Annotated in this window: 17 protein-coding genes; 11 read left to right on the forward strand and 6 right to left on the reverse strand. The window is 49.0% G+C overall.

Features of this window, described 5'->3' with window-relative positions:
* Positions 1-81: 81 nt before the first annotated feature.
* Positions 82-438 carry a DUF5823 family protein gene (locus NYE29_RS11075; RefSeq protein ID WP_340895977.1) on the reverse strand — a complete coding sequence of 119 codons (357 nt, stop codon included), beginning with the start codon at positions 436-438 and terminating at the stop codon, positions 82-84.
* On the reverse strand, positions 428-1315 hold the full coding sequence (locus tag NYE29_RS11080) for a helix-turn-helix transcriptional regulator (RefSeq protein WP_256718234.1): 888 nt from the start codon (positions 1313-1315) through the stop codon (positions 428-430). The genes NYE29_RS11075 and NYE29_RS11080 overlap by 11 nt, the downstream gene beginning before the upstream one ends.
* Positions 1316-1505: 190 nt before the next feature.
* On the opposite strand from NYE29_RS11080, the gene NYE29_RS11085 reads away from it, so the two are divergent.
* Both NYE29_RS11085 and NYE29_RS11090 read left to right on the forward strand, forming a co-directional pair.
* A complete protein-coding gene (locus NYE29_RS11085; protein ID WP_340895980.1) occupies positions 1506-2375 on the forward strand; it encodes an SMI1/KNR4 family protein in 870 nt (289 codons plus the stop codon).
* Positions 2376-2810: 435 nt separating this feature from the next.
* Positions 2811-3938 (forward strand): nucleotidyltransferase domain-containing protein, encoded by a 1128-nt coding sequence (locus tag NYE29_RS11090; RefSeq protein ID WP_340895982.1) that lies wholly within the window; start codon positions 2811-2813, stop codon positions 3936-3938.
* A 127-nt stretch (positions 3939-4065) separates the two neighbouring features.
* Here the strand turns inward: NYE29_RS11090 and NYE29_RS11095 are convergent, their stop codons facing one another.
* Positions 4066-4929 carry a type II CAAX endopeptidase family protein gene (locus NYE29_RS11095; RefSeq protein ID WP_340895983.1) on the reverse strand — a complete coding sequence of 288 codons (864 nt, stop codon included), beginning with the start codon at positions 4927-4929 and terminating at the stop codon, positions 4066-4068.
* A 202-nt stretch (positions 4930-5131) separates the two neighbouring features.
* Positions 5132-6322 carry an MFS transporter gene (locus NYE29_RS11100; protein ID WP_340899685.1) on the reverse strand — a complete coding sequence of 397 codons (1191 nt, stop codon included), beginning with the start codon at positions 6320-6322 and terminating at the stop codon, positions 5132-5134.
* Positions 6323-6596: 274 nt separating this feature from the next.
* Here NYE29_RS11100 and NYE29_RS11105 point away from each other — a divergent pair, with 274 nt between their 5' ends.
* Both NYE29_RS11105 and NYE29_RS11110 read left to right on the forward strand, forming a co-directional pair.
* Positions 6597-7178, forward strand: a complete 582-nt coding sequence (locus NYE29_RS11105) for a TetR/AcrR family transcriptional regulator (RefSeq protein WP_076113560.1) — start codon at positions 6597-6599, stop codon at positions 7176-7178.
* A gap of 83 nt (positions 7179-7261) precedes the next feature.
* On the forward strand, positions 7262-7972 hold the full coding sequence (locus NYE29_RS11110) for a DUF421 domain-containing protein (protein ID WP_076113559.1): 711 nt from the start codon (positions 7262-7264) through the stop codon (positions 7970-7972).
* Between the two features lie 153 nt (positions 7973-8125).
* On the opposite strand, the gene NYE29_RS11115 is transcribed toward NYE29_RS11110, so the two are convergent.
* The gene (locus NYE29_RS11115) at positions 8126-8476 is read right to left on the reverse strand and encodes a helix-turn-helix domain-containing protein (RefSeq protein WP_076113558.1); all 351 of its coding nucleotides are present in this window, start codon (positions 8474-8476) and stop codon (positions 8126-8128) included.
* Between the two features lie 153 nt (positions 8477-8629).
* On the opposite strand from NYE29_RS11115, the gene NYE29_RS11120 reads away from it, so the two are divergent.
* From NYE29_RS11120 to NYE29_RS11130, 3 genes are all read left to right on the forward strand, one after another.
* Entirely contained in the window at positions 8630-9451 is an 822-nt protein-coding gene (locus tag NYE29_RS11120; protein ID WP_340895987.1) for a DNA-binding protein, read from the forward strand.
* Between the two features lie 305 nt (positions 9452-9756).
* The gene (locus tag NYE29_RS11125) at positions 9757-10254 is read left to right on the forward strand and encodes a hypothetical protein (RefSeq protein WP_340895989.1); all 498 of its coding nucleotides are present in this window, start codon (positions 9757-9759) and stop codon (positions 10252-10254) included.
* 87 nt (positions 10255-10341) lie between these two features.
* Positions 10342-11097: a sugar phosphate nucleotidyltransferase gene (locus tag NYE29_RS11130; RefSeq protein WP_340895990.1), complete on the forward strand. Its 756-nt coding sequence runs from the start codon at positions 10342-10344 to the stop codon at positions 11095-11097.
* A gap of 105 nt (positions 11098-11202) precedes the next feature.
* Here NYE29_RS11130 and infC read toward each other — a convergent pair whose 3' ends face one another.
* Positions 11203-11718 carry a translation initiation factor IF-3 gene (gene infC, locus NYE29_RS11135; protein ID WP_340895991.1) on the reverse strand — a complete coding sequence of 172 codons (516 nt, stop codon included), beginning with the start codon at positions 11716-11718 and terminating at the stop codon, positions 11203-11205.
* Positions 11719-11857: 139 nt separating this feature from the next.
* On the opposite strand from infC, the gene NYE29_RS11140 reads away from it, so the two are divergent.
* The 4 genes from NYE29_RS11140 to NYE29_RS11155 all read left to right on the forward strand — a co-directional run bounded on the left by NYE29_RS11140 (position 11858) and on the right by NYE29_RS11155 (position 17877).
* Positions 11858-12316, forward strand: coding sequence for a RidA family protein (locus tag NYE29_RS11140; RefSeq protein ID WP_340895992.1), 459 nt, complete (start codon positions 11858-11860; stop codon positions 12314-12316).
* Between the two features lie 16 nt (positions 12317-12332).
* Entirely contained in the window at positions 12333-13658 is a 1326-nt protein-coding gene (locus NYE29_RS11145) for an Imm51 family immunity protein (RefSeq protein ID WP_340895994.1), read from the forward strand.
* Between the two features lie 231 nt (positions 13659-13889).
* Complete coding sequence (gene tnpA, locus NYE29_RS11150; protein ID WP_340899572.1) at positions 13890-14324, forward strand: IS200/IS605 family transposase; 435 nt, start codon at positions 13890-13892, stop codon at positions 14322-14324.
* Positions 14325-15420: 1096 nt separating this feature from the next.
* Positions 15421-17877 carry a hypothetical protein gene (locus tag NYE29_RS11155; RefSeq protein ID WP_340895995.1) on the forward strand — a complete coding sequence of 819 codons (2457 nt, stop codon included), beginning with the start codon at positions 15421-15423 and terminating at the stop codon, positions 17875-17877.
* Positions 17878-17881: the final 4 nt, after the last annotated feature.

Consider the following 17881-nt stretch of genomic DNA (forward strand, 5'->3'; position numbering starts at 1 on the left):
CGGCTACCGTTCTTATTAGAACAGTAGCCGTTTCTCTCTAATAACACTGGATTCTTCCGCCAGCATGATGCTGCCGGGTATCTAACCAAACTCTTCCCTTTGCGAGATCTTGAACAGTGCAGCAAAAATGGCGGTGGCAATGGATAAGGTGATCAGATAGGGCTGTGACATCGTCAACTCCGCAAACCAATACTCTCTTTTGATGTTCAATTTCCGGGTAATCAGTGACAAAACTACGGACAGATCATACGCGATCACCATAAGCATACCGGCAGTATAGTAGGTGCGGTCCTCCATCGGAGCAACCCCTTGGTCAATAATACCTGCAAAAAACTTTGCGATAAGCATGGCCACGATCCAGGCGATCAGATGGGAAGCTGTCTCTATAAGAACATTTTTTGAATAACTTCCTGCAGTGACTAAAAAACTATTGGTCAAATTTCAGATTTTGCGGTTCCGGCGGAAAGACTTCTGCATCCACCAGACCATCCGTTACCGGGATATCCTTGCCTACTTCTTCAAATTCACAATCTCCCAGCCATACCTTCCCGGGGCCTGTCAACAGGATTCCGATATTGATACATACGGCTTCGGGAGGTACATCCAGCACACAAGCGTAATGGTTCCATTCCGTGGTCCCCCGAATGCTTCTGTGCTGCATGTTGTCGAAGGCTAACAGGTTCTGCAGCTTATCATCAATCCGCATCCATAAACCGCACCAGTCGGTGACACTCTCCGTACTGACAAAGCCGGAAAACCGCATCCGCTTTCCCGCATACGGCTGGGCTTGGAATTGCTGCATCACCGTACCGAAATCATTGAACTCAAATGTTTCTCCGGCCGTAGACTGCAGACAGACAGAGGGGGTGGTCTTATAGTGGATTCGGGTATCCAGCGTCACCTTATACTTCTCCGGAGTCGTTCCGGTAACTTTCCAGCCTTTAATTTCTGACATTGTGTAGACCTCTCTTTCCTGAATCAGCAGTTTCATCTGCGCTCTATATTGGGCAGGCGGTAAAGCATAGATTTCTTTAAAAGCTCTGGTAAAGGCTTCCTGGCTCTCAAATCCATATTGCAGTGCGATGTCAAGAATGCGTTCCTCCGAATAAAGCAGGAGATTTGCCGCACAGCTTAGCCTGCGGGTGCGGATATGATCATACACACTTTTGCCGACATATTTACGAAAAATCCGGTGGAAGTGATACTTGGAGAACCCCGCTTCTTGTGCAATCCGTTCCAGGCTGAGCTCCTCTTCGAGATGCTGTTCAATATACTCAATGCTCGTATGGATCAAATGGTAGTACAGTGTGTTCACCCCTTCCGGCAAGTAATACTATATAACATACATCTGAACCGATTTTGATAAATCTTGCTATGATTTAAACATCATCTTGTGCGTCTTCCGGTGCAGCATAAAGTTCCACTTCGTCCTTGGTTGGCTGGAATCAGGCTGGAAATGGTATAATTCCTATAGGTAGTAGTTATCGAACTGGGAGGCATAAATAATGAGTGAAAATCTGTTGGAACAACTGGAATTGTGGCATGAAGAAGATGAGATTCAGGAGATCGTCGATGCGATTGAAGAGATTGATCCGGAGGAACGGGATTATGTGCTGAATAGCCACTTGGGCAGAGCGCTGAATAATCTCGGACGTTATGAAGAGGCACTGGAGCTTTTTGAGGAAATCGCCGAAGAGGGTGAAGAGGATCCGCTGTGGCATTTCCGCGTAGGCTTCTGCCATTACTATCTGAAGCAATATGATGAAGCCATCAGAGAGTTTGAAATCGCTGACAAGCTGGACCCTGAAGATGAAGATACCCTGGAGTTTCTGACACTCAGCCGCCGTAAAGCCGCTAAGAAGAAGTCCACTGTCAAGAAGCCTGTACAGAAATTCGACTTCTCGAACTTTTGGGATGACAGCGAGTATGCACTCGATACCTACGTATCAGAGCCGCCTTCGGATGAGCTGATTGCTTCCGTAGAGGAAGAATTGGTCTTCAAACTGCCGGCGTTTTATACTTCCATGATGAAATTACATAACGGAGGAATTCCACACAACACTCGTGTTCCTTTAGGACAAGAGGATCTCGAAATTTCCGGGTTTCTGGGCATTGGACGGGATAAGAGTCAATCGCTGTGCGGAGCTGCGGGCAGCCGGGCTAGGATTGAAGAGGGCGGATACCCTGAGATTGGCGTAGTCATTTGCGACACCCCTGCCGCAGAGCATGAAGTAGTAATGCTGGATTACCGCTCATCCGGCAATGACGGCGAACCGGAGGTTGTTCATGTGGACAAGGACAATAACTACAAGATCACGAAGCTGGCCAATAACTTTGAGGTCTTTATTCGCGGACTGGTGAGTGCGGAGAACTGAGTTACCGCGGATAGAATCGTGCAGTTCAGTGTAATGACGTCATGCTGAATAGTTGTAGTGCAAAGGCTCTCTATAAGGAGGGCCTTTTTGCAACTGATAAGAAGGGACATATATAGATTGAACTTGGAAAATAAAAAAAGGTGGAAGTGACGGAGGGGAAGTTTGGAACTGTAGGAGCGATAGCGTCCGCCTTTGTCTGTGGATTTCAACCGCTTAGAGCGGAATAAAACCAAGAAATCTGCAGACAACAGCGGCCGGAAGTCCAAACATTCACCGCAGTTACGATAATAACCCAAAATAAAAGATCTAAAGTTCAAACTATATAGCCGGTTCTTCTGGACAGTAGACAAAAATTATAGCTGAACTCTGCCTAAACGGGTGGATTAAACTTTGATATGATGACGGGGCAAGGCTTACACAACGGGAGGAAATAAAATGTTGAATGTGTTTGATGTTGCCAAGACGCTTGTACATCAAATTGAAAAAGTTTATTCCGAAGATATCGCGCTGGTTGCTTATTACGGGTCATATGCTCAAGGGACGGCTACTAAACGCTCGGACCTGGACTTCTTTTTCATTCCGGCTACGCCTGAAGGTTACGGGGCAAGCATTCAGTTTATTATTGATGACATCAGTTTCGACTTTTGGCCAATCAGTTGGGAACGTGCGGCAAGCATGGCCTCATTTGAGGAATTCAAAACTTCGATTATCGCTGACTGCAAGCTGCTGTACGTGCGCTCAGAGGAAGACCGGGAAAGATTCATGAAGCTGCGTGAACCTATTTCCAGCATGCAATCCCCGGAAAATAGACGCAACAGGGTCGGAAAAGCAGAAGCCGAGTTCTGCAATGTATACACACATCTGTATAACCTTTGCCGCACCGGTGCATCCGAGAATATAGCGTATTACAGAACAGAAGCGTACGGCTTATTAACGAGGGGGCTGCAAAGCCTGGCGTTGCTGAATGGAACATACTATAAAAGCGGCTTCGGCAAAAACCGGGAGCAAGTTCTCAGTCTTCCGTTACAACCGCCCCGCCTGGAGCCGCTGATGGAAACCATTATGCGCAGCAGCGTAACAAGCGAGATTGTAGAAGCTTGTGAGGAACTGGTAGCGGGTATATTTGCTATTCTGTCAGCGGAGCAGGAAATGGGTTATGACGCACCTTCTTACCCCGACCGGATGAAGGGTTGCTATGAAGAGGTGAAGGGCGTTCTGGACAAAATCATTACCGCTTGCGAAAGGAATGATTATGATACGGCATTCTTTTCCGCCATACAGGCACAGGAGGAGATCGCCAGTTTTTTATTTCTTGCCGAGACGGGAATCTGGCCCAGCGATTTGATGCTTCATTCGGCTTATGAGAACGTATACCGGCGGTTGGGATTCCCGGAGCTGGCTGGATTGCTGAACCCGGATGACCTATCACCGTTACAAACCGCTGTGGAACGGTTAAACGCTGATTTGGAAGGGCTTTTCCGCTCCAAGGGAGTGGAGATCAACCGCTTCGCGGATATTGAAGAATTTGAAGCATTTCTAAAGGGGAAATACGCAACAGCATAATTTATTCTGCGGGAGCAAAGCACTCATCCTTAAAGGGATGGGTGCTTTTTGTGTCTTTTTAAAGTCATAATCTATTTCGCTGTATAGAAAATATGGTAATTCTGCGATTTAATCCGCATTTCCATCTTCACAGTCTTTTTACATTCATCGGTATGCGTGAAAGGGTCAATGCCGCTACCAGCAGGGCAAGAGCCACGAATACGCCGGACTCGCCCGTCCATAATAGCGCTTGATCCCCTTCAGAGAAGGTATCAAAGACATTTTGGATCACTGCATTCCAAGAAGCATGCAGGAAGATTGCAGGCCAGACGCTGCCGGTAGTGAGGCGCAGACGTCCAATGATATATCCGAATGAGGTTACCGTAACCATAAATAATATGATGGAGAGAGCGAGATAGGGGCCGGAATAATAGAGTCCAGCAATTATTAAGGGAAGATGCCATAGTCCCCAGATGATCCCGCTCGTCAATATCGGGTAAGGAACACGCGCGTCGATCAGCCGTGTCAGCATATAACCCCGCCAGCCCAATTCCTCGCCGATGCTGCCGATCAGCCCCATTGCGGTACCGGCGACCATTTGCACCAGAAGAAGTGCCGTGAAGACTACAGCAGGGGGAGCCTTAATATAGGTTTCAGGCGTAACATATTGCACCAGTCCAGTGATCCAGGCAATACCGTAGGCCACCAGGCCAATGAAGACGGGAAACAGAAGTACAAAAGGTAGTCTCTTTAACGATCGGCGTCCGCCTACTCTTAAGGAGATATCAGCGATCCCTTCGCGCAGGATCAAACGGGCGAAGATTGAGGCAAGGCCCGGTGCCCACATCAGAAGCAGTATAAAAGTGGGGTTTTTCATGCCCAGAATATAACCAATGACAGAGATGGGAATGAGCAGGGTTAAAAAAAGGAGAAGTCCCCGACGGGCAAATCGCATTCGTTCTTCCTGTCCGCCCGAAGCGGAGACAGGTGTGCTGGCCAGTTTGCTTTTCATGAATAACCCCTCTTTTTCCAATGTATGTATATCCATGGAATAGTATAGCAATCCCTCCACCCTGAGCTGAACCAACCTCCGCCCAGTCTTTCGACTGGTCTGAGGCCCAGTAGAAATCGGGGTAAGAGTCTAGGCAGGCATGCTAATGTTGGTGTTGGAGAGCTTCTGCGAGCTATAGAGGGGTTAATTTGTGATGTTGGAATCAGTACAATCGGCGGGTCAATGCCCAGAAGAGCAGGGCCAATGCACTGACAACTGCGCCCAGCAAGCATACTCCGTTCCAGCCCATGTGCTCATAGATCGTGGTCGATGCAATGGACCCGGTGGCGCTGCCGATGGAATAAAAAATCATGTAACCGGCGGTAAGCCGGCTTCGCGCTTCAGGCCGCACAGAGAGAATCATGCTCTGGTTGGTGACATGTACCGCTTGCACTGCCAGATCAAGCAGGAGGATACCAGCGATTAAGGCCCAAAGCGAATGTTCGGTATAACTGATAGGCAGCCATGACACAAGCAGCAGAATCAGTGCCGCGCCGGTGGTCCGCTGTCCTAATCCCCGATCCGCAAGCCGCCCTGCCCGCGCTGCCGCTAACGCACCGGCAGCTCCAGCTAGGCCAAACGCTCCAATTGCAGTGTGTGAAAGAGAAAGCGGCGGAGCACTAAGCGGCAGCACAAGCGAGGTCCATAGGATACTGAAAGCAGTGAAAATCATCAGGGCGAGGGCAGCACGAATGCGCAGGACTCGTTCCTGCAAGAACAAGGTGAGTGTAGAGCGCAGCAGCTGTAGATAGGATAATGACTCTCTTTCGTGCTCATCATGAGGCAGTACCCGGAACAATACGCCAGCCATAAACAGCGATAGTCCGGCAGAGACTATGTAAACAGAGCGCCAGCCGGCTAAATCCGTCAATAGGCCGGCAAACGTCCGTGCAAGCAGAATGCCGATGACGATTCCACTGGTTACGAGACCGACGACACGTCCGCGCTCGGCTGGCGCCGCAAGGGTTGCCGCGAACGCAACGAGCGTCTGCGTCACTACGGCGAGCAGGCCAACCGTGGCCATTCCTATGAACAACACGATGCTGGAAGAGGCAGTCCCCACCAGAATCAAAGCCAGGACGGATAAAAGCATCTGTCCGGCGATCAGCGCGCGCCGGTTCAGAAGATCACCGAGCGGCACCAGCAGCAGCAGTCCCAGGGCGTAACATGCTTGTGTGATTGTAATAACGATTCCGGCGGATGAATGAGGGATGCGGAACTCATCCGCAATAGCGTCAAGCAAAGGCTGTGCGTAATAAATATTGGCGACAGCGAGTCCACAGGCGATGGCAAACAAGAGCGGCACATAACGGGGGATTGCAGAGCGGGGTGCTTCTGCTTGAGTTGGCTCCAATCCGGTGCCTGTATCCTCTACTGCAATGAACTTCGTTTCTGCATCAAGCTTCTTCAAAGCTAATACCTCCATGAATTTAGTATTGAGTAATTTGATAATAACATACTGATTGGTACATAATTAGTCTTAGAAAATATACTGCTATAAAATGCTGTCTGTCAAGGAGTTGAGTCAAAATTATGTGGGAATTGAGCTAAAAAATGTGGATTTTTGATAAGCGATCTGTGGTATTATAAATGAATAACATACCGTTCGATACGTAAAGGGGTGCATTATGGCTAGGCTTCGCGAATTTAATGAGGAAAAGGCACTGGATGCAGCTATGCAGCTATTTTGGGAAAAGGGGTTCGAAGCGACCTCATTAAGCGATTTAACATCGGCTATGGGCATTCAGCGGCCAAGCATCTATTCGGCCTTTGGAGATAAAAAAGGACTATTTGAGGCAGCTTTGCGGAAATACACAAGTGCCCACGCTTCTGATGTTCGTGCCAGCCTTCAAAAGAATGTAACGGTTAGAGAGGCATTCCGTGATTTTTTTGATGCTCTGGTGGCAAAAGAATATGGAAACGGCGCGAATTGGGGATGTTTTTGCATCAATTCAATGGTGGAGCTTGCACCTCATGATGAGAAGTTTGAAATCCTGACGAGGGAGCACCAGATGTATCTCTCGGTAATATTTCAGGAAACGATTGAACGAGGGGTGCGTTCAGGCGAGCTGGATGTCTCTATTAACGCCAAAAGTTTGGCACAGACACTGGTCGTTTCACTGATAGGACTCACGGTAATGCTGAAATCCCGTCCTGAACGGTCATTCGTCGATAATTTTGTGAAAGAGATCCTTACATTGCTTAAATAATCAACCAGGTCCCACTGCGCATTCTCAAGCCCTGCTGTTTCTTTTGAACCCGTTTGGAAATAATGGGGGGAGGAGGCTTGAAGATGAACTATGTAGAAATTCTAATGCGGACCATTCTCGCAGTGGGACTGCTGCTGCTCATTCCCCGAATCTTAGGCAAGCAGACCCTTTCGAGCATGACATCGAACGATTTCGTGACCAGCATTACGCTGGGCTCCCTGGCGGCCAACCTGGCCTTTAATATTAGCCTAAAATCCTCATATCTTGTCCTGTCTCTGGTTGTGATTACAGCCATCTCGTTCCTGCTCTCCTTCATTGCGCTCAAAAGCCGCAGCCTGCGCAGCTGGATCTCCGGCTCCCCCACCGTACTGATCGAGGACGGCAAAATCATGGAGGCCAACATGCGTAAGATCCACTATACGCTGGATTCGCTGGACCAGGCGCTGAGAGAGAAGGATATTTTTAATATCGAAGAGGTCGAATATGCGGTGCTTGAGGATAACGGACAGGTCTCTGTTCTGAAGAAGGAAGCGTATCAGTTCGTCACGAAGCAGGATCTGGGGCTGCAGCTGCAATCGCAGGTTTTTCCCGTGGAGCTGATTATGGATGGCGTGCTGGTGGAGGACAATCTGAAGCGGAACGGGCTGACCCGGGAGTGGCTGGAGAATGAGCTGAGGCAGAAGCAGAAAGGGAAGTCGCTGGCCGATGTGTTCTATGCGGTAAGAGGCACGCGGCAGCAGGTGGTGTTCGATTTCTATGAGGACGGGATACAGCAGCCGCTGGATCAGGAGTAGGGTCACACAATTAGAAAGTTATAACCTTGAGGTTCTTTGGAAACTGGTAATACTCGGGTGACCGAGACACATATATTTTTTTCATGTAAGACCTCGAGTGCAAAGAGACCCTAACTGCCAAGTAAGGGTCTTTTTACTGTGTATGAGTCCTTTTTATTTGACCTCAAAAGCTCCCTTAACCTCTCTAACTATCCTTTTCATCGTATCAATCTGCCTAACACTCAACTCACTAACAGTAACCGCATATTCATCAATTGCTCTACGCTGTGCGGCCTCTATCTCACTCAAATCATCATGATTTTGAAATAACTCTGTAGGTTGAATTTTTAGTGCTGTAACTATCTTCTCCAATGTATCAATTGAAAAATTCCGTTCGCCACGCTCTACTGCCCCTATGTATGCATCATCCAGGTTGGATAGTTCCGCTAACTGTTGTTGTGTTAATCCCTTTGCTTTTCTTATAGCCCGAATTCTATCTCCGACTGTATTCCGTAAGTCTGTCATGGTAATCACCTCTCCTAAAGGTTAGGAGAGTATGGGCACAAATAGCAGGGTTATAAAGGCGGTAAAATATATTGATAATACTACTTTATAGTAGTATATTTGATTTATTGTACTACTTCTTGGCCAATATATAAAGAAAAAAGGAGGCATACCGTGTACCCTTCCATTCTGAAATCACTGAAGCCGGATATTATTGTTGAGATGCTGGAATTGGCTTATCACTTCGAGGATTGGGACAAGATGCTGAATACGACGGGTATTCTGTACAGCTATGCACAGTCTATCTATGAGGAGCGGCAGTATTGCAAGGCTAAGAAGCTTCCGGTACAGATTCTGGATACGGAGCGCCCTCTGGTATATTATTTCGGGTTCAGTCATCTGATGCGGGGCATCGTGTGTCAGAAGCAGGGGAAGTATGAGGAGGCTAGAAATTCCATATTCTGTTATGCCGAGCTTGGCTGGATGGAGGACCTTGGTGAGGACGGAATTGAAATAGCCGAGGAGTTCAGATACCTAGCCCGTGCCAACCTGTATATCGTGGAGATTCTGTCTGGCAAGACAGAATTACTGGAGGGGTATGCCCGTTTCTTGCAGGAGAATCCCGAAGAGCTGCTGCCAGGATTAGATACAATATTACAGGCTGCGATACAGTACGGGCTTGATGTAGATGGTTTGCTGCACACGTTCGCGGAACAGAGTGCCGGATTTGGGGACTATGAGGATGCAGACAATATCTCGCATTATTACAGCTATTGTTATCACTTGGCGTTATATCATAAGCGGGAAGACAGAGTACCGGAGGCGCTTGACTGGACTATGAATTGCCTGGAATTGTTTCACCGTTCAGGCCATGATAGAAACTTCAAAAAATGTCTGGCACTGTTCGAGTTGCTGCGAGTTGCAGCGACGGATGAGCAGATTCAGCGTTATCAGAATATTATGATGCAATTCTTACCTTTTTCTCCTGTTCACTAGCGCCTTGGCTGGACATGACCTGCAAAGCATTTCACAGCATCTAAAGTCTTGTGCGGTATATGATGTTCTCAACATAGAGACCCACTTTCAAATGAGTAACAGAAAGCCCTTCTTCACCCTGTTGCTGATTCTGAGTTGTCTGATTTGTATAATACGATTACGGGTCAGGTCCCCTCGTGGCATTCCACAGATGGCGTCGCCGGACATGGGGCATCGGAAATCGCTTGGGAATTCCGGTATTAGAGGTATTTGTTCTTGGGCAGTCTTTCTTTGCGAACTTTGGACAAGTTCTTCATCTCGTGTCTATGCTTAGTGTCGTCCCGTTTATGCTATTATGGCGCAAAGATATTGAGTCCACCCTGCTGCATCTTCTGGAACGCAAAGAGCTCAATTCTGTGCCTTTCTTCAAAAAAATCCCTACCGTCCTGCTGCTTTTATTGCTGCTAATGAACGTCTGCGGTACCTTCAAAGCGATCATGTTAACCCATACATATGCGGGGCCGATTATCGAGCGAATTGATCCGCCTCTGGGAACAGCGATTACACAAATTCCTGATCATATTCGCATCACCTTCCGAGCGGTTCCGGTACAACACTCAGAACAATTGATAACCACCTCCATAAACTACGAAACCAAAGAACCTCCCACCATTAGCGCGAACTGGCTGGATGAACGGACGATGGAGATTTCCTTGTCCAGACCGTTTCAGGAAAAAGAAACCTTGAAGCTTGAGTATTTACTTAAATTTGTCATAGAGGATAGACTCTGGTTCAATGAGGTGGCGGGCGTAGAGTATAAATGAATCCATTTCTACTAGGCTCGCTTGGCTGTCCGTCGCCGGTGGTATATAGTAGAGGGACATTTTCCAAGGTAGAGGAGCGAACAGGGAATGATTGCATTAATCTTGGCTGCGGGGTATGCGACCCGTCTCTATCCGTTAACCAGGGATACGCCGAAGCCGCTGCTTCCGGTTCAAGGAAACCGTACGATTCTGGATCTGCTGGTTGACCGACTGGAGGTACTGGAGGAGATTACGGAGATTCTGATTGTGACGAATGACCGCTTTTTTCATGCTTTTGAGCAGTGGCATCAGCAGTACAACGGGCCGAAGCCGATTCGTATTCTGAATGACGGAACCTCTTCCCCAGAGGGGCGGTTAGGAGCGATTGGCGATATCCAGTTTGTCATCGGACGGGAACAGCTGCAGGATGATTTGCTAGTGCTGGCGGGCGACAACGTGCTCGGCTTTGGCCTTGAGGGGTATCTGAATTATTTTCATAAAGTGGGTACAGACTGCATTCTGGTCCGGACAGTGGACGATATTGAGGAACTGCAGAGTGTTGGCGTGGCGGAGCTGGATGCACAGAGGCGTGTCCTTTCTTTAGAAGAAAAGCCGCAGTCACCCAAGACGAACATTGGCGTATTTGCACTCTATATCTACAAGCGCTCTACGTTGCCGTTATTCTCCCGTTATCTTGCCGAAGGGGGCAATCCGGATGCGCCGAGTTATTTTCCCGAGTGGCTGCATTCCCGCCAAGAGATGCGGGCCTACTATACGGAGGGTACGATTGATGATGTGGGCACCCCGGAAGCTTATGCCCAGATGCGGGCTAGACTGGGGAACGCCCAAGAGGAGCAAGGTTAATCTTCAAGCTGTAAGCAGTTCATCCTGTAGGGGATGGACTGCTTTTTTTGTACGCCCAGCATGGGCGTCAGCTCTAGGGGGTAAGCCCCGAACGGGGCTTACCGCTTATCGCGGATTTACTTTTACCTGTGAGCCTTTGCCGCTGGTTTGGATGCCGCTTTCCTTCAATCCGGCTTCCTTCAAATCGCCCAGCAGCCGCTCCAGCACTGCCTTGGCTGCTGCCGCCTCCTTCGCTCCGTTCGCCTTCACGACCAGCTGCACCGGCTTGCCGGAGCGCAGATGCTTGTCTGCCTGGCGCAGCTTGGTATCGTAGTCATGTTCTTCGATGTAAGCAGTGAAGCGAAGCTCCTTGACCTTCCCGCTGCCGCTCTGGCTTCCGGCATGTCCAGCGCCCGCTTTGCGGGACGCGACTTCCTTCTGCGCGGCAGCTTTTCCCTTGCCCTTAGCGATCAGGCTGCAGGGAGGGGGGCTGCTCATCAGCGAGGTGCAGACGAGGTCTGCACCGGCAGAGCGGGCCATCGCCAGCGCTTCCGCTCGCGATAACGTGCCGAGCTTCTCCCCCTTGAGGCCGGTCAGCACCACCTCGGATGCTTTGATTTGCTCGTTGATGAATACGGCCATGGAAATGGGCCCTCCTTTGTAAACAATGTTAAACCTATTTTATACGAAATGAGGCTGCGGTTCACCTATACGCTAAGGTTGATTTTATTATCTAAACGGTTAGAGTAGAATTAAACACTTCTATGCGGGAGGAAAAGCCATGTCCGAACAAACTGTAGCCCAGAGATTAGAGTTATTGGGGATCGTGTTGCCTAATGTCAGTGAGCCGGCCGCTAAATACGCAAACTATGTCAAAGTGAATAATCTGTTGTTTGTGTCAGGGAAGGGCCCTGCCGGGAACCCCAAGGGTAAACTTGGCGATACCTTTACTACCGTGGAAGGCTATCAATTCGCCAGGCAGGCCGGGCTTGAGGTTCTGGCCGTGCTGTCGTCGGCTTTGGAATCCCTGGAGCTTGTGCGAAGAGTGGTCAAGATTCAGGGGTTCGTCAATGCCACACCGGAGTTCGAAGAGCATCATAAGGTTCTGAATGGCTGCTCTGATTTAATGCTTGAGGTCTTCGGTGACCGGGGAATGCATGCACGATCAGTATTTGGTGCGGTATCCGTGAGAGAGAATCTACCGATTATCATTGATTCCATTTTTGAAATAGCAGAATAATCCGGGAGGCTAAACTATGGACAATCATTGGATGAACCAACTAACGCTTTGGCATGAGGCGGATGAATATCAACAAATCGTCGACAGCATTATGGAGATTCCTGCACAAGACAGAGATTATGCGGTCATCGGCCAATTGGCGAGAGCGCTGAATAATCTGGAGCGATACGAAGAGGCGCTGGAACAGCTTTCGGCTATTGCCGGGCAGGGAGCCAATGATCCGATATGGCATTTTCGTGCGGGATATTCCTACTACTATTTAAAACAATATGAGGAAGCTGCCAGAGCTTTTAAAAAGGCCGACGAACTGGACCCCGGAGACCAGGATACGCTAATGCTATTCAATTGGAGTGTGCGCGGCGCCGAGAAGCAGAAAAGGGAGCAGAAGCGTTTTGCGGCTGCACAAATGGCCAAGGAACAGAGCGGTGATAGCTCCTTTGAGCCAGCGGATTTCTCGGATTTTTGGGAGAACAGCGATTATGCTATAAAAGAATATGTATCCAAGCCGCCGACGGAGGAGATGATTGCCTCAGTGGAGCAGGAGCTGGGTTACAAGCTGCCGGCCTCCTATATCGAACTGATGAAGCTGCAGAATGGGGGAATCCCGCAAAACACCTGTTTTCCTACCGGGGAAGCGACTTCATGGGCGGAAGACCATATTGCCATTTCAAGTATTATGGGAATCGGGCGGGAGAAAAGCTACTCACTGTGCGGAGATTTGGGCAGCCGCTTTATGATTGAAGATTGGGGGTATCCGGATATTGGGGTGGTGATTTGCGACTGCCCGTCTGCAGGCCATGATGTAGTGATGCTGGATTACCGTTTATGCGGCAGGGAAGGCGAGCCTGCGGTTATTCATGTCGATCAGGAGGGCGATTATGAAATTACGTTTCTGGCCGGCAGCTTTGATGCCTTTATCCGCGGATTGGTGAATGAGGAGGATTATGATTATGATATGTCTGAGGATGACAGGAATGATGGGCTTACTCAGGAGGCAATTGAAGGAGGAGAGCAGTTGAAACCCTTTATTCTGGTAGAGCAGGACAACGGCGGCATGTCAGTCATCTTAAACGCAGGCTCTTATAAAGCAGAGCTATTTCAGATACGGGAAGACGAGGGCTTCGAAGGGAGCGGCTATGACTGGGCTTCCCTAGCCTCTGTCTTTCTGGAAGAGAAGATGCCCGAGCTCGCGGACAGCATCCATTTTGACCCCGAAGCGAATATGTTCTGCGCGTATTCCAGCAATAGAGAAGCTGTGCAGAGCTTTGCGGCGGGCTTCAAAGCAGCTTGTGAGGACGACGCTCTTATCCGTGACTTATTCTCCCGTGCAGAACTCGATTAGCTAAACTACTATTAAGAAGGAATGAGAGCCGCTGCCAAGCGGCTTTTTTATTATGGCTTTAGCCAGTTGAGTACGCGAAGCGTGCGAAACAAAAAACCACCTGCTATGCGGGTGGTGTAGTGATGCTTATAGCAAAAAACCACCTGATGCGAGCGTTATAATAGGAGTGTTCAAGCTACTATGTATAACGAAAGGAGAAGGTGGTTTTTTGTGGCACAAGCCAGAGAAGGCATGGCACACACCAAATGGATGTGCAAATACCATATCGTATTCACCCCAAAGTATAGACGAAAGGTGATCTACAATCAATACAAGGAAAGTATCCGTGATATCCTAAAGCAACTCTGTGGCTATAAAGGGGTAGAGATTATCGAGGGACACCTCATGCCAGATCATATCCACATGCTGGTCAGTATCCCACCGAAAATGAGTGTATCTAGTTTTATGGGATACCTAAAAGGGAAAAGTGCGCTGATGATCTTCGATAAGCATGCAAATTTAAAGTATAAGTATGGAAATCGTCATTTTTGGGCGGAAGGCTATTACGTAAGCACCGTAGGACTCAACGAGGCAACAATTAAGAAATACATCCAAGAGCAGGAAAGTCACGATATTGCGCTGGATAAGCTGAGTGTGAAAGAGTACGAAAACCCCTTTAAGGGGTAGCCGGTAGTCCAAGCACCCCTTCAGGGGTAGGCAAAAGAGGCAAAGGCATAGTAGCTTGAACGAAGTGAAAGCCAGCGCCTTTAGACGCTAGCCGGCACCAGAGGCTTATAGCCTCAGAGCAAACCACCCGTTTGACGGGTGGTTTTGATTTATATCAGTTGAACTAGAGCATGTCTTCAAACTGGAAGAGCTCTGGAGAAGCAGGGATTTAGTATTGAAAGCAGGGTCCCTAAAAGCCTGCAGCGGGTTCGTTTACTCGGACTCAGGAGGCGCTATGGAGAGTAAAACCCCTGTTTATTCTCTTTTGCGGACCCAGGCGACCTTATCTGCTCTGCATTCTATCTAAAAATGGCCAGCAGGGAGAAATAACTGCGCTGGAGTCCGTTTTCCTCCTGTAACAGGCTAAAATCCCCAAATAAGTGCAACTCGGTCCGTCCATGCTCAGAGCCAGGAATACACTTTCCGGACGCATACACGCCTTCGGAAGAAGAGCGAAGTCTCAAAAACACCGAGACGTAAACCTCCACCGAAAAAACTACCTAGTGGCGAAATGCCTTTCTCCGCATGTGATCAGAAAATGCTACTGTACCTATCATTCCTTAAGGCATACAGCAGCAGGTTTTGGCGGGTGAAGCGGTTTGAAGACACGCCCTAAAGAACTACCTATGTAGATTCAACTTGAAAAATTGAGATAAGGAAAGGGAGGAACGGAGGGGGAACTGGAGGAGCGGTAGAGTCCGCCTGAAAGCTTTCCGTAGGAAAGCTCGCATCGGAAGCATAACCAGTCTACGGATTTCAACCACTAAGAGCGGTATTCATCAAGAAATCTGTAGACAACAGCGGCCGGAAGTCCAAACATTTACCGCAGTTGCATACTATGCCGGATCGGTAAGTCTAAAGTTCGACTTATCTAGTTAAGAATTCTATACCTGCTTGGTTTTGCCAGCTGTTGCGCTTTTTGCTGCTGCATTCCGCAAGATGTTTGTGGGATGACGAAGGGTGCTTTTCGGTGTAAAACCTAAAAATATGAATTATGATTAGTCCATAAGAAAAATAATACGGCCCAAAAGTTACATAAGACGGCGAGGAGAGATGAATGGTGCTTGGACTATCCTTCGGGAACGGGATCACGCTGATACACTTCGAACAGCAGAAACCCAGGTTGTTCACTGCCGGTGATCATCTGGATTGCAGGTATATCAGAGCCTTCTTCAAAAGACAAGGCATGACGGCGACTCAATATATCGAACCTAATCTATCTAACATATATGATACAACTGCAGATATTGCTGCAATGGGGAATGAAATTATTGCACTTCATGTAACACCGTCAAATTACCGGTTATGTAAGCGGTTGACCTCCACCCTTAAGGAGCAGGAGGGGCGGAACCGGGTCATCTGGTTTGGTAATCTGGCAGCGGTTCTCGGTGAGGAAGTGTTCGGGGAAACAGAAGTGGACGGTTTGGTAAGGTGGAGCCCTGAGCGGACGCTCTCCCGGCTGGTGAATACAGAGGTAGAGGGCTGGTCTGCTGTGAATGGATTTACATCCCGGACCATGCTTGGCAGAAAGCCTGGTGGAGATTCGCTGGCCCTTCCCGCGGAGGAGGAAGCCGCGGCTGCAGCAGGCCTCATGGAGTTGGATGAGCTGACCGGGGTATGGGAGGACACGTCAGACCGGAGGCAGGCGGCGATGCTGTCAGTGAAATGTGCGGATCAGCTCGGCAATCCTCAGCATGTTGCCCAAGGGATACGGAGGCATTCTCCGGAGCGGCTGCAGCGTGATCTGGAGCTTGCGGTTCGGACATCCAGACAGATGGCGCCCGTCTTTACTATTGAGGGATTCGACCTGATCCGGGATGAGGCGCAGAGAGAGCAGATTCTGGAGGTTCTGGAAGAAGCGGAGTTCAAGGCTGGCTATAAGCTGACTGTTCCGCTGGAAGCCTGCACATATTCAATGCTGGAGCGATTTAAACAGTGCGGCGTAGAACAACTTCAGATCAAGGTTCCGCTGGGTATCACGCCGGATGCCTTCCCGAAAGAAGAAGCAATTAATTATATGATATGGCAAAGGCAAACCAGTCAGCCGATGACCTTCTCCGTTACGCTTACCGATGACGGAAACCGGGAAGAAGACCCCAGCCTTACGGCGGAGCTGCTGCACAGATGGATCACTGAAGGAGTGATTGAGGCGGTATCTGTACGGGCAGAACCGATGGACCGGGCCAAAGCCATTCACCCCGTCATTCTCCCGGAAGCCTTAGCCGCTGTAATGCTTGAGCATCTTACCACAGAGCAGCCTCGGGCCTTATTAAACGAATATACCGCCTATATGACCGGATATTATCCGCAGCAGGCGATCGGTGGTGGGGTCAAGCATATCGGGCTCACAGAACCGCTAGAGGAAGAAGTGCCAAGTAATTATTTTGGGGAGTACACAGTCCTCAATAGCGCACTCATATACGAATATAACCAAGTATACAGGGAAGACAAACCAAGCTATATCTATTATGATTCCGATGGGGTATGGAAGCGCAGCAACCGGAGATTTGAGGAATTGTCGGAGGCTGCTGACAAAGAAGAATACTATTTATCCAATGCTCACCAGGTGGTGCAGACGGAAGGAACTGAATATATTCTGCAGCTGAATGATTTTCTTCAGGTGGAGCCGATCCACATCCGGCAAATGGGCTATTCAGAAGCGGCAACCAGGGAACAGGATAAGAACAACTTGGAGTTCCAGATGTTAAGGATAACAACCATAGAAGATCTGGAGGCCTATCTGGAGGATGTGGACCATTTCAGCCGAACAGGGACCTTCCGGCACGGATATGAAATCCAGTCGTATCTGGTGGATAGCTGCCGCTGGTCAGGAGCCCAGACTTGCACAGTGAAGCAGCTTCCGCGGCTGTTTGTAGACGGCAATCAGGCGGTATCCGGGTGCAGAGGCTGCGGCGCTATCGGCACTCTGGATGATTCTATGGATAGGTTGCTGCTGCAGACTGCGGTGGTCTCGGATCGGGAGCAGCTATTAAGAGGCTGCGCGACTTGTGAAATTAACGCTTCCTGCACCAAATGCAGTTTCCTGCCCGCCTACATGAACCGCCAGCAATATTGTAATATCCGCAAAAAACATAACACAATGCACTTATATATGCAGACCATTGAATTGCTCAAAGGGCTTAACAAATACTCGCAGGCTTTAGATGGTCTTAGTGTGGACAATTTTCGGGTGTCGCTGCCAACCTGTACACACAAATACCCCTATGAGCGAAGAGGAAATGTCCACTCGGCAGTCGCAGATACCGTATTTCTGTTCTTCATCGGGGAAACTCCGACGGTCTACCAGACTGCCAGCCAGAAGTTACTGAAGCTGAGCGAGCCTATGGCACTGCTGCTGGAAGGAATGATGGCGGGCGCCAATCGCTTTGAATTGAAGCAGGCCCTTAGGGACCGCTACCAAGTCGAAGAAGAACAAGCCGACCATATCATATCCCAGGCTACAGATTTATTTATGCGGGAGGGATGCCTGAAACATCCTGTCGCAGTTTCGTGAACGT

This window comes from Paenibacillus sp. FSL M7-1046, from assembly GCF_038007405.1.
Lineage (GTDB): Bacteria > Bacillota > Bacilli > Paenibacillales > Paenibacillaceae > Paenibacillus_AQ.

Bases quoted from the DNA above. Each gene is read 5' to 3' on its own strand.
- NYE29_RS11085 (WP_340895980.1), top strand. From the start codon at position 1,506: ATGAGTGAAAATCTGTTGGAACAACTGGAATTGTGGCATGAAGAAGAT.
- NYE29_RS11090 (WP_340895982.1), top strand. From the start codon at position 2,811: ATGTTGAATGTGTTTGATGTTGCCAAGACGCTTGTACATCAAATTGAA.
- NYE29_RS11095 (WP_340895983.1), bottom strand. From the start codon at position 4,929: ATGAAAAGCAAACTGGCCAGCACACCTGTCTCCGCTTCGGGCGGACAG.
- NYE29_RS11105 (WP_076113560.1), top strand. From the start codon at position 6,597: ATGGCTAGGCTTCGCGAATTTAATGAGGAAAAGGCACTGGATGCAGCT.
- NYE29_RS11110 (WP_076113559.1), top strand. From the start codon at position 7,262: ATGAACTATGTAGAAATTCTAATGCGGACCATTCTCGCAGTGGGACTG.
- NYE29_RS11115 (WP_076113558.1), bottom strand. From the start codon at position 8,476: ATGACAGACTTACGGAATACAGTCGGAGATAGAATTCGGGCTATAAGA.
- NYE29_RS11125 (WP_340895989.1), top strand. From the start codon at position 9,757: ATGCTTAGTGTCGTCCCGTTTATGCTATTATGGCGCAAAGATATTGAG.
- NYE29_RS11130 (WP_340895990.1), top strand. From the start codon at position 10,342: ATGATTGCATTAATCTTGGCTGCGGGGTATGCGACCCGTCTCTATCCG.
- infC (WP_340895991.1), bottom strand. From the start codon at position 11,718: ATGGCCGTATTCATCAACGAGCAAATCAAAGCATCCGAGGTGGTGCTG.
- NYE29_RS11140 (WP_340895992.1), top strand. From the start codon at position 11,858: ATGTCCGAACAAACTGTAGCCCAGAGATTAGAGTTATTGGGGATCGTG.
- NYE29_RS11145 (WP_340895994.1), top strand. From the start codon at position 12,333: ATGGACAATCATTGGATGAACCAACTAACGCTTTGGCATGAGGCGGAT.
- tnpA (WP_340899572.1), top strand. From the start codon at position 13,890: ATGGCACACACCAAATGGATGTGCAAATACCATATCGTATTCACCCCA.
- NYE29_RS11155 (WP_340895995.1), top strand. From the start codon at position 15,421: ATGGTGCTTGGACTATCCTTCGGGAACGGGATCACGCTGATACACTTC.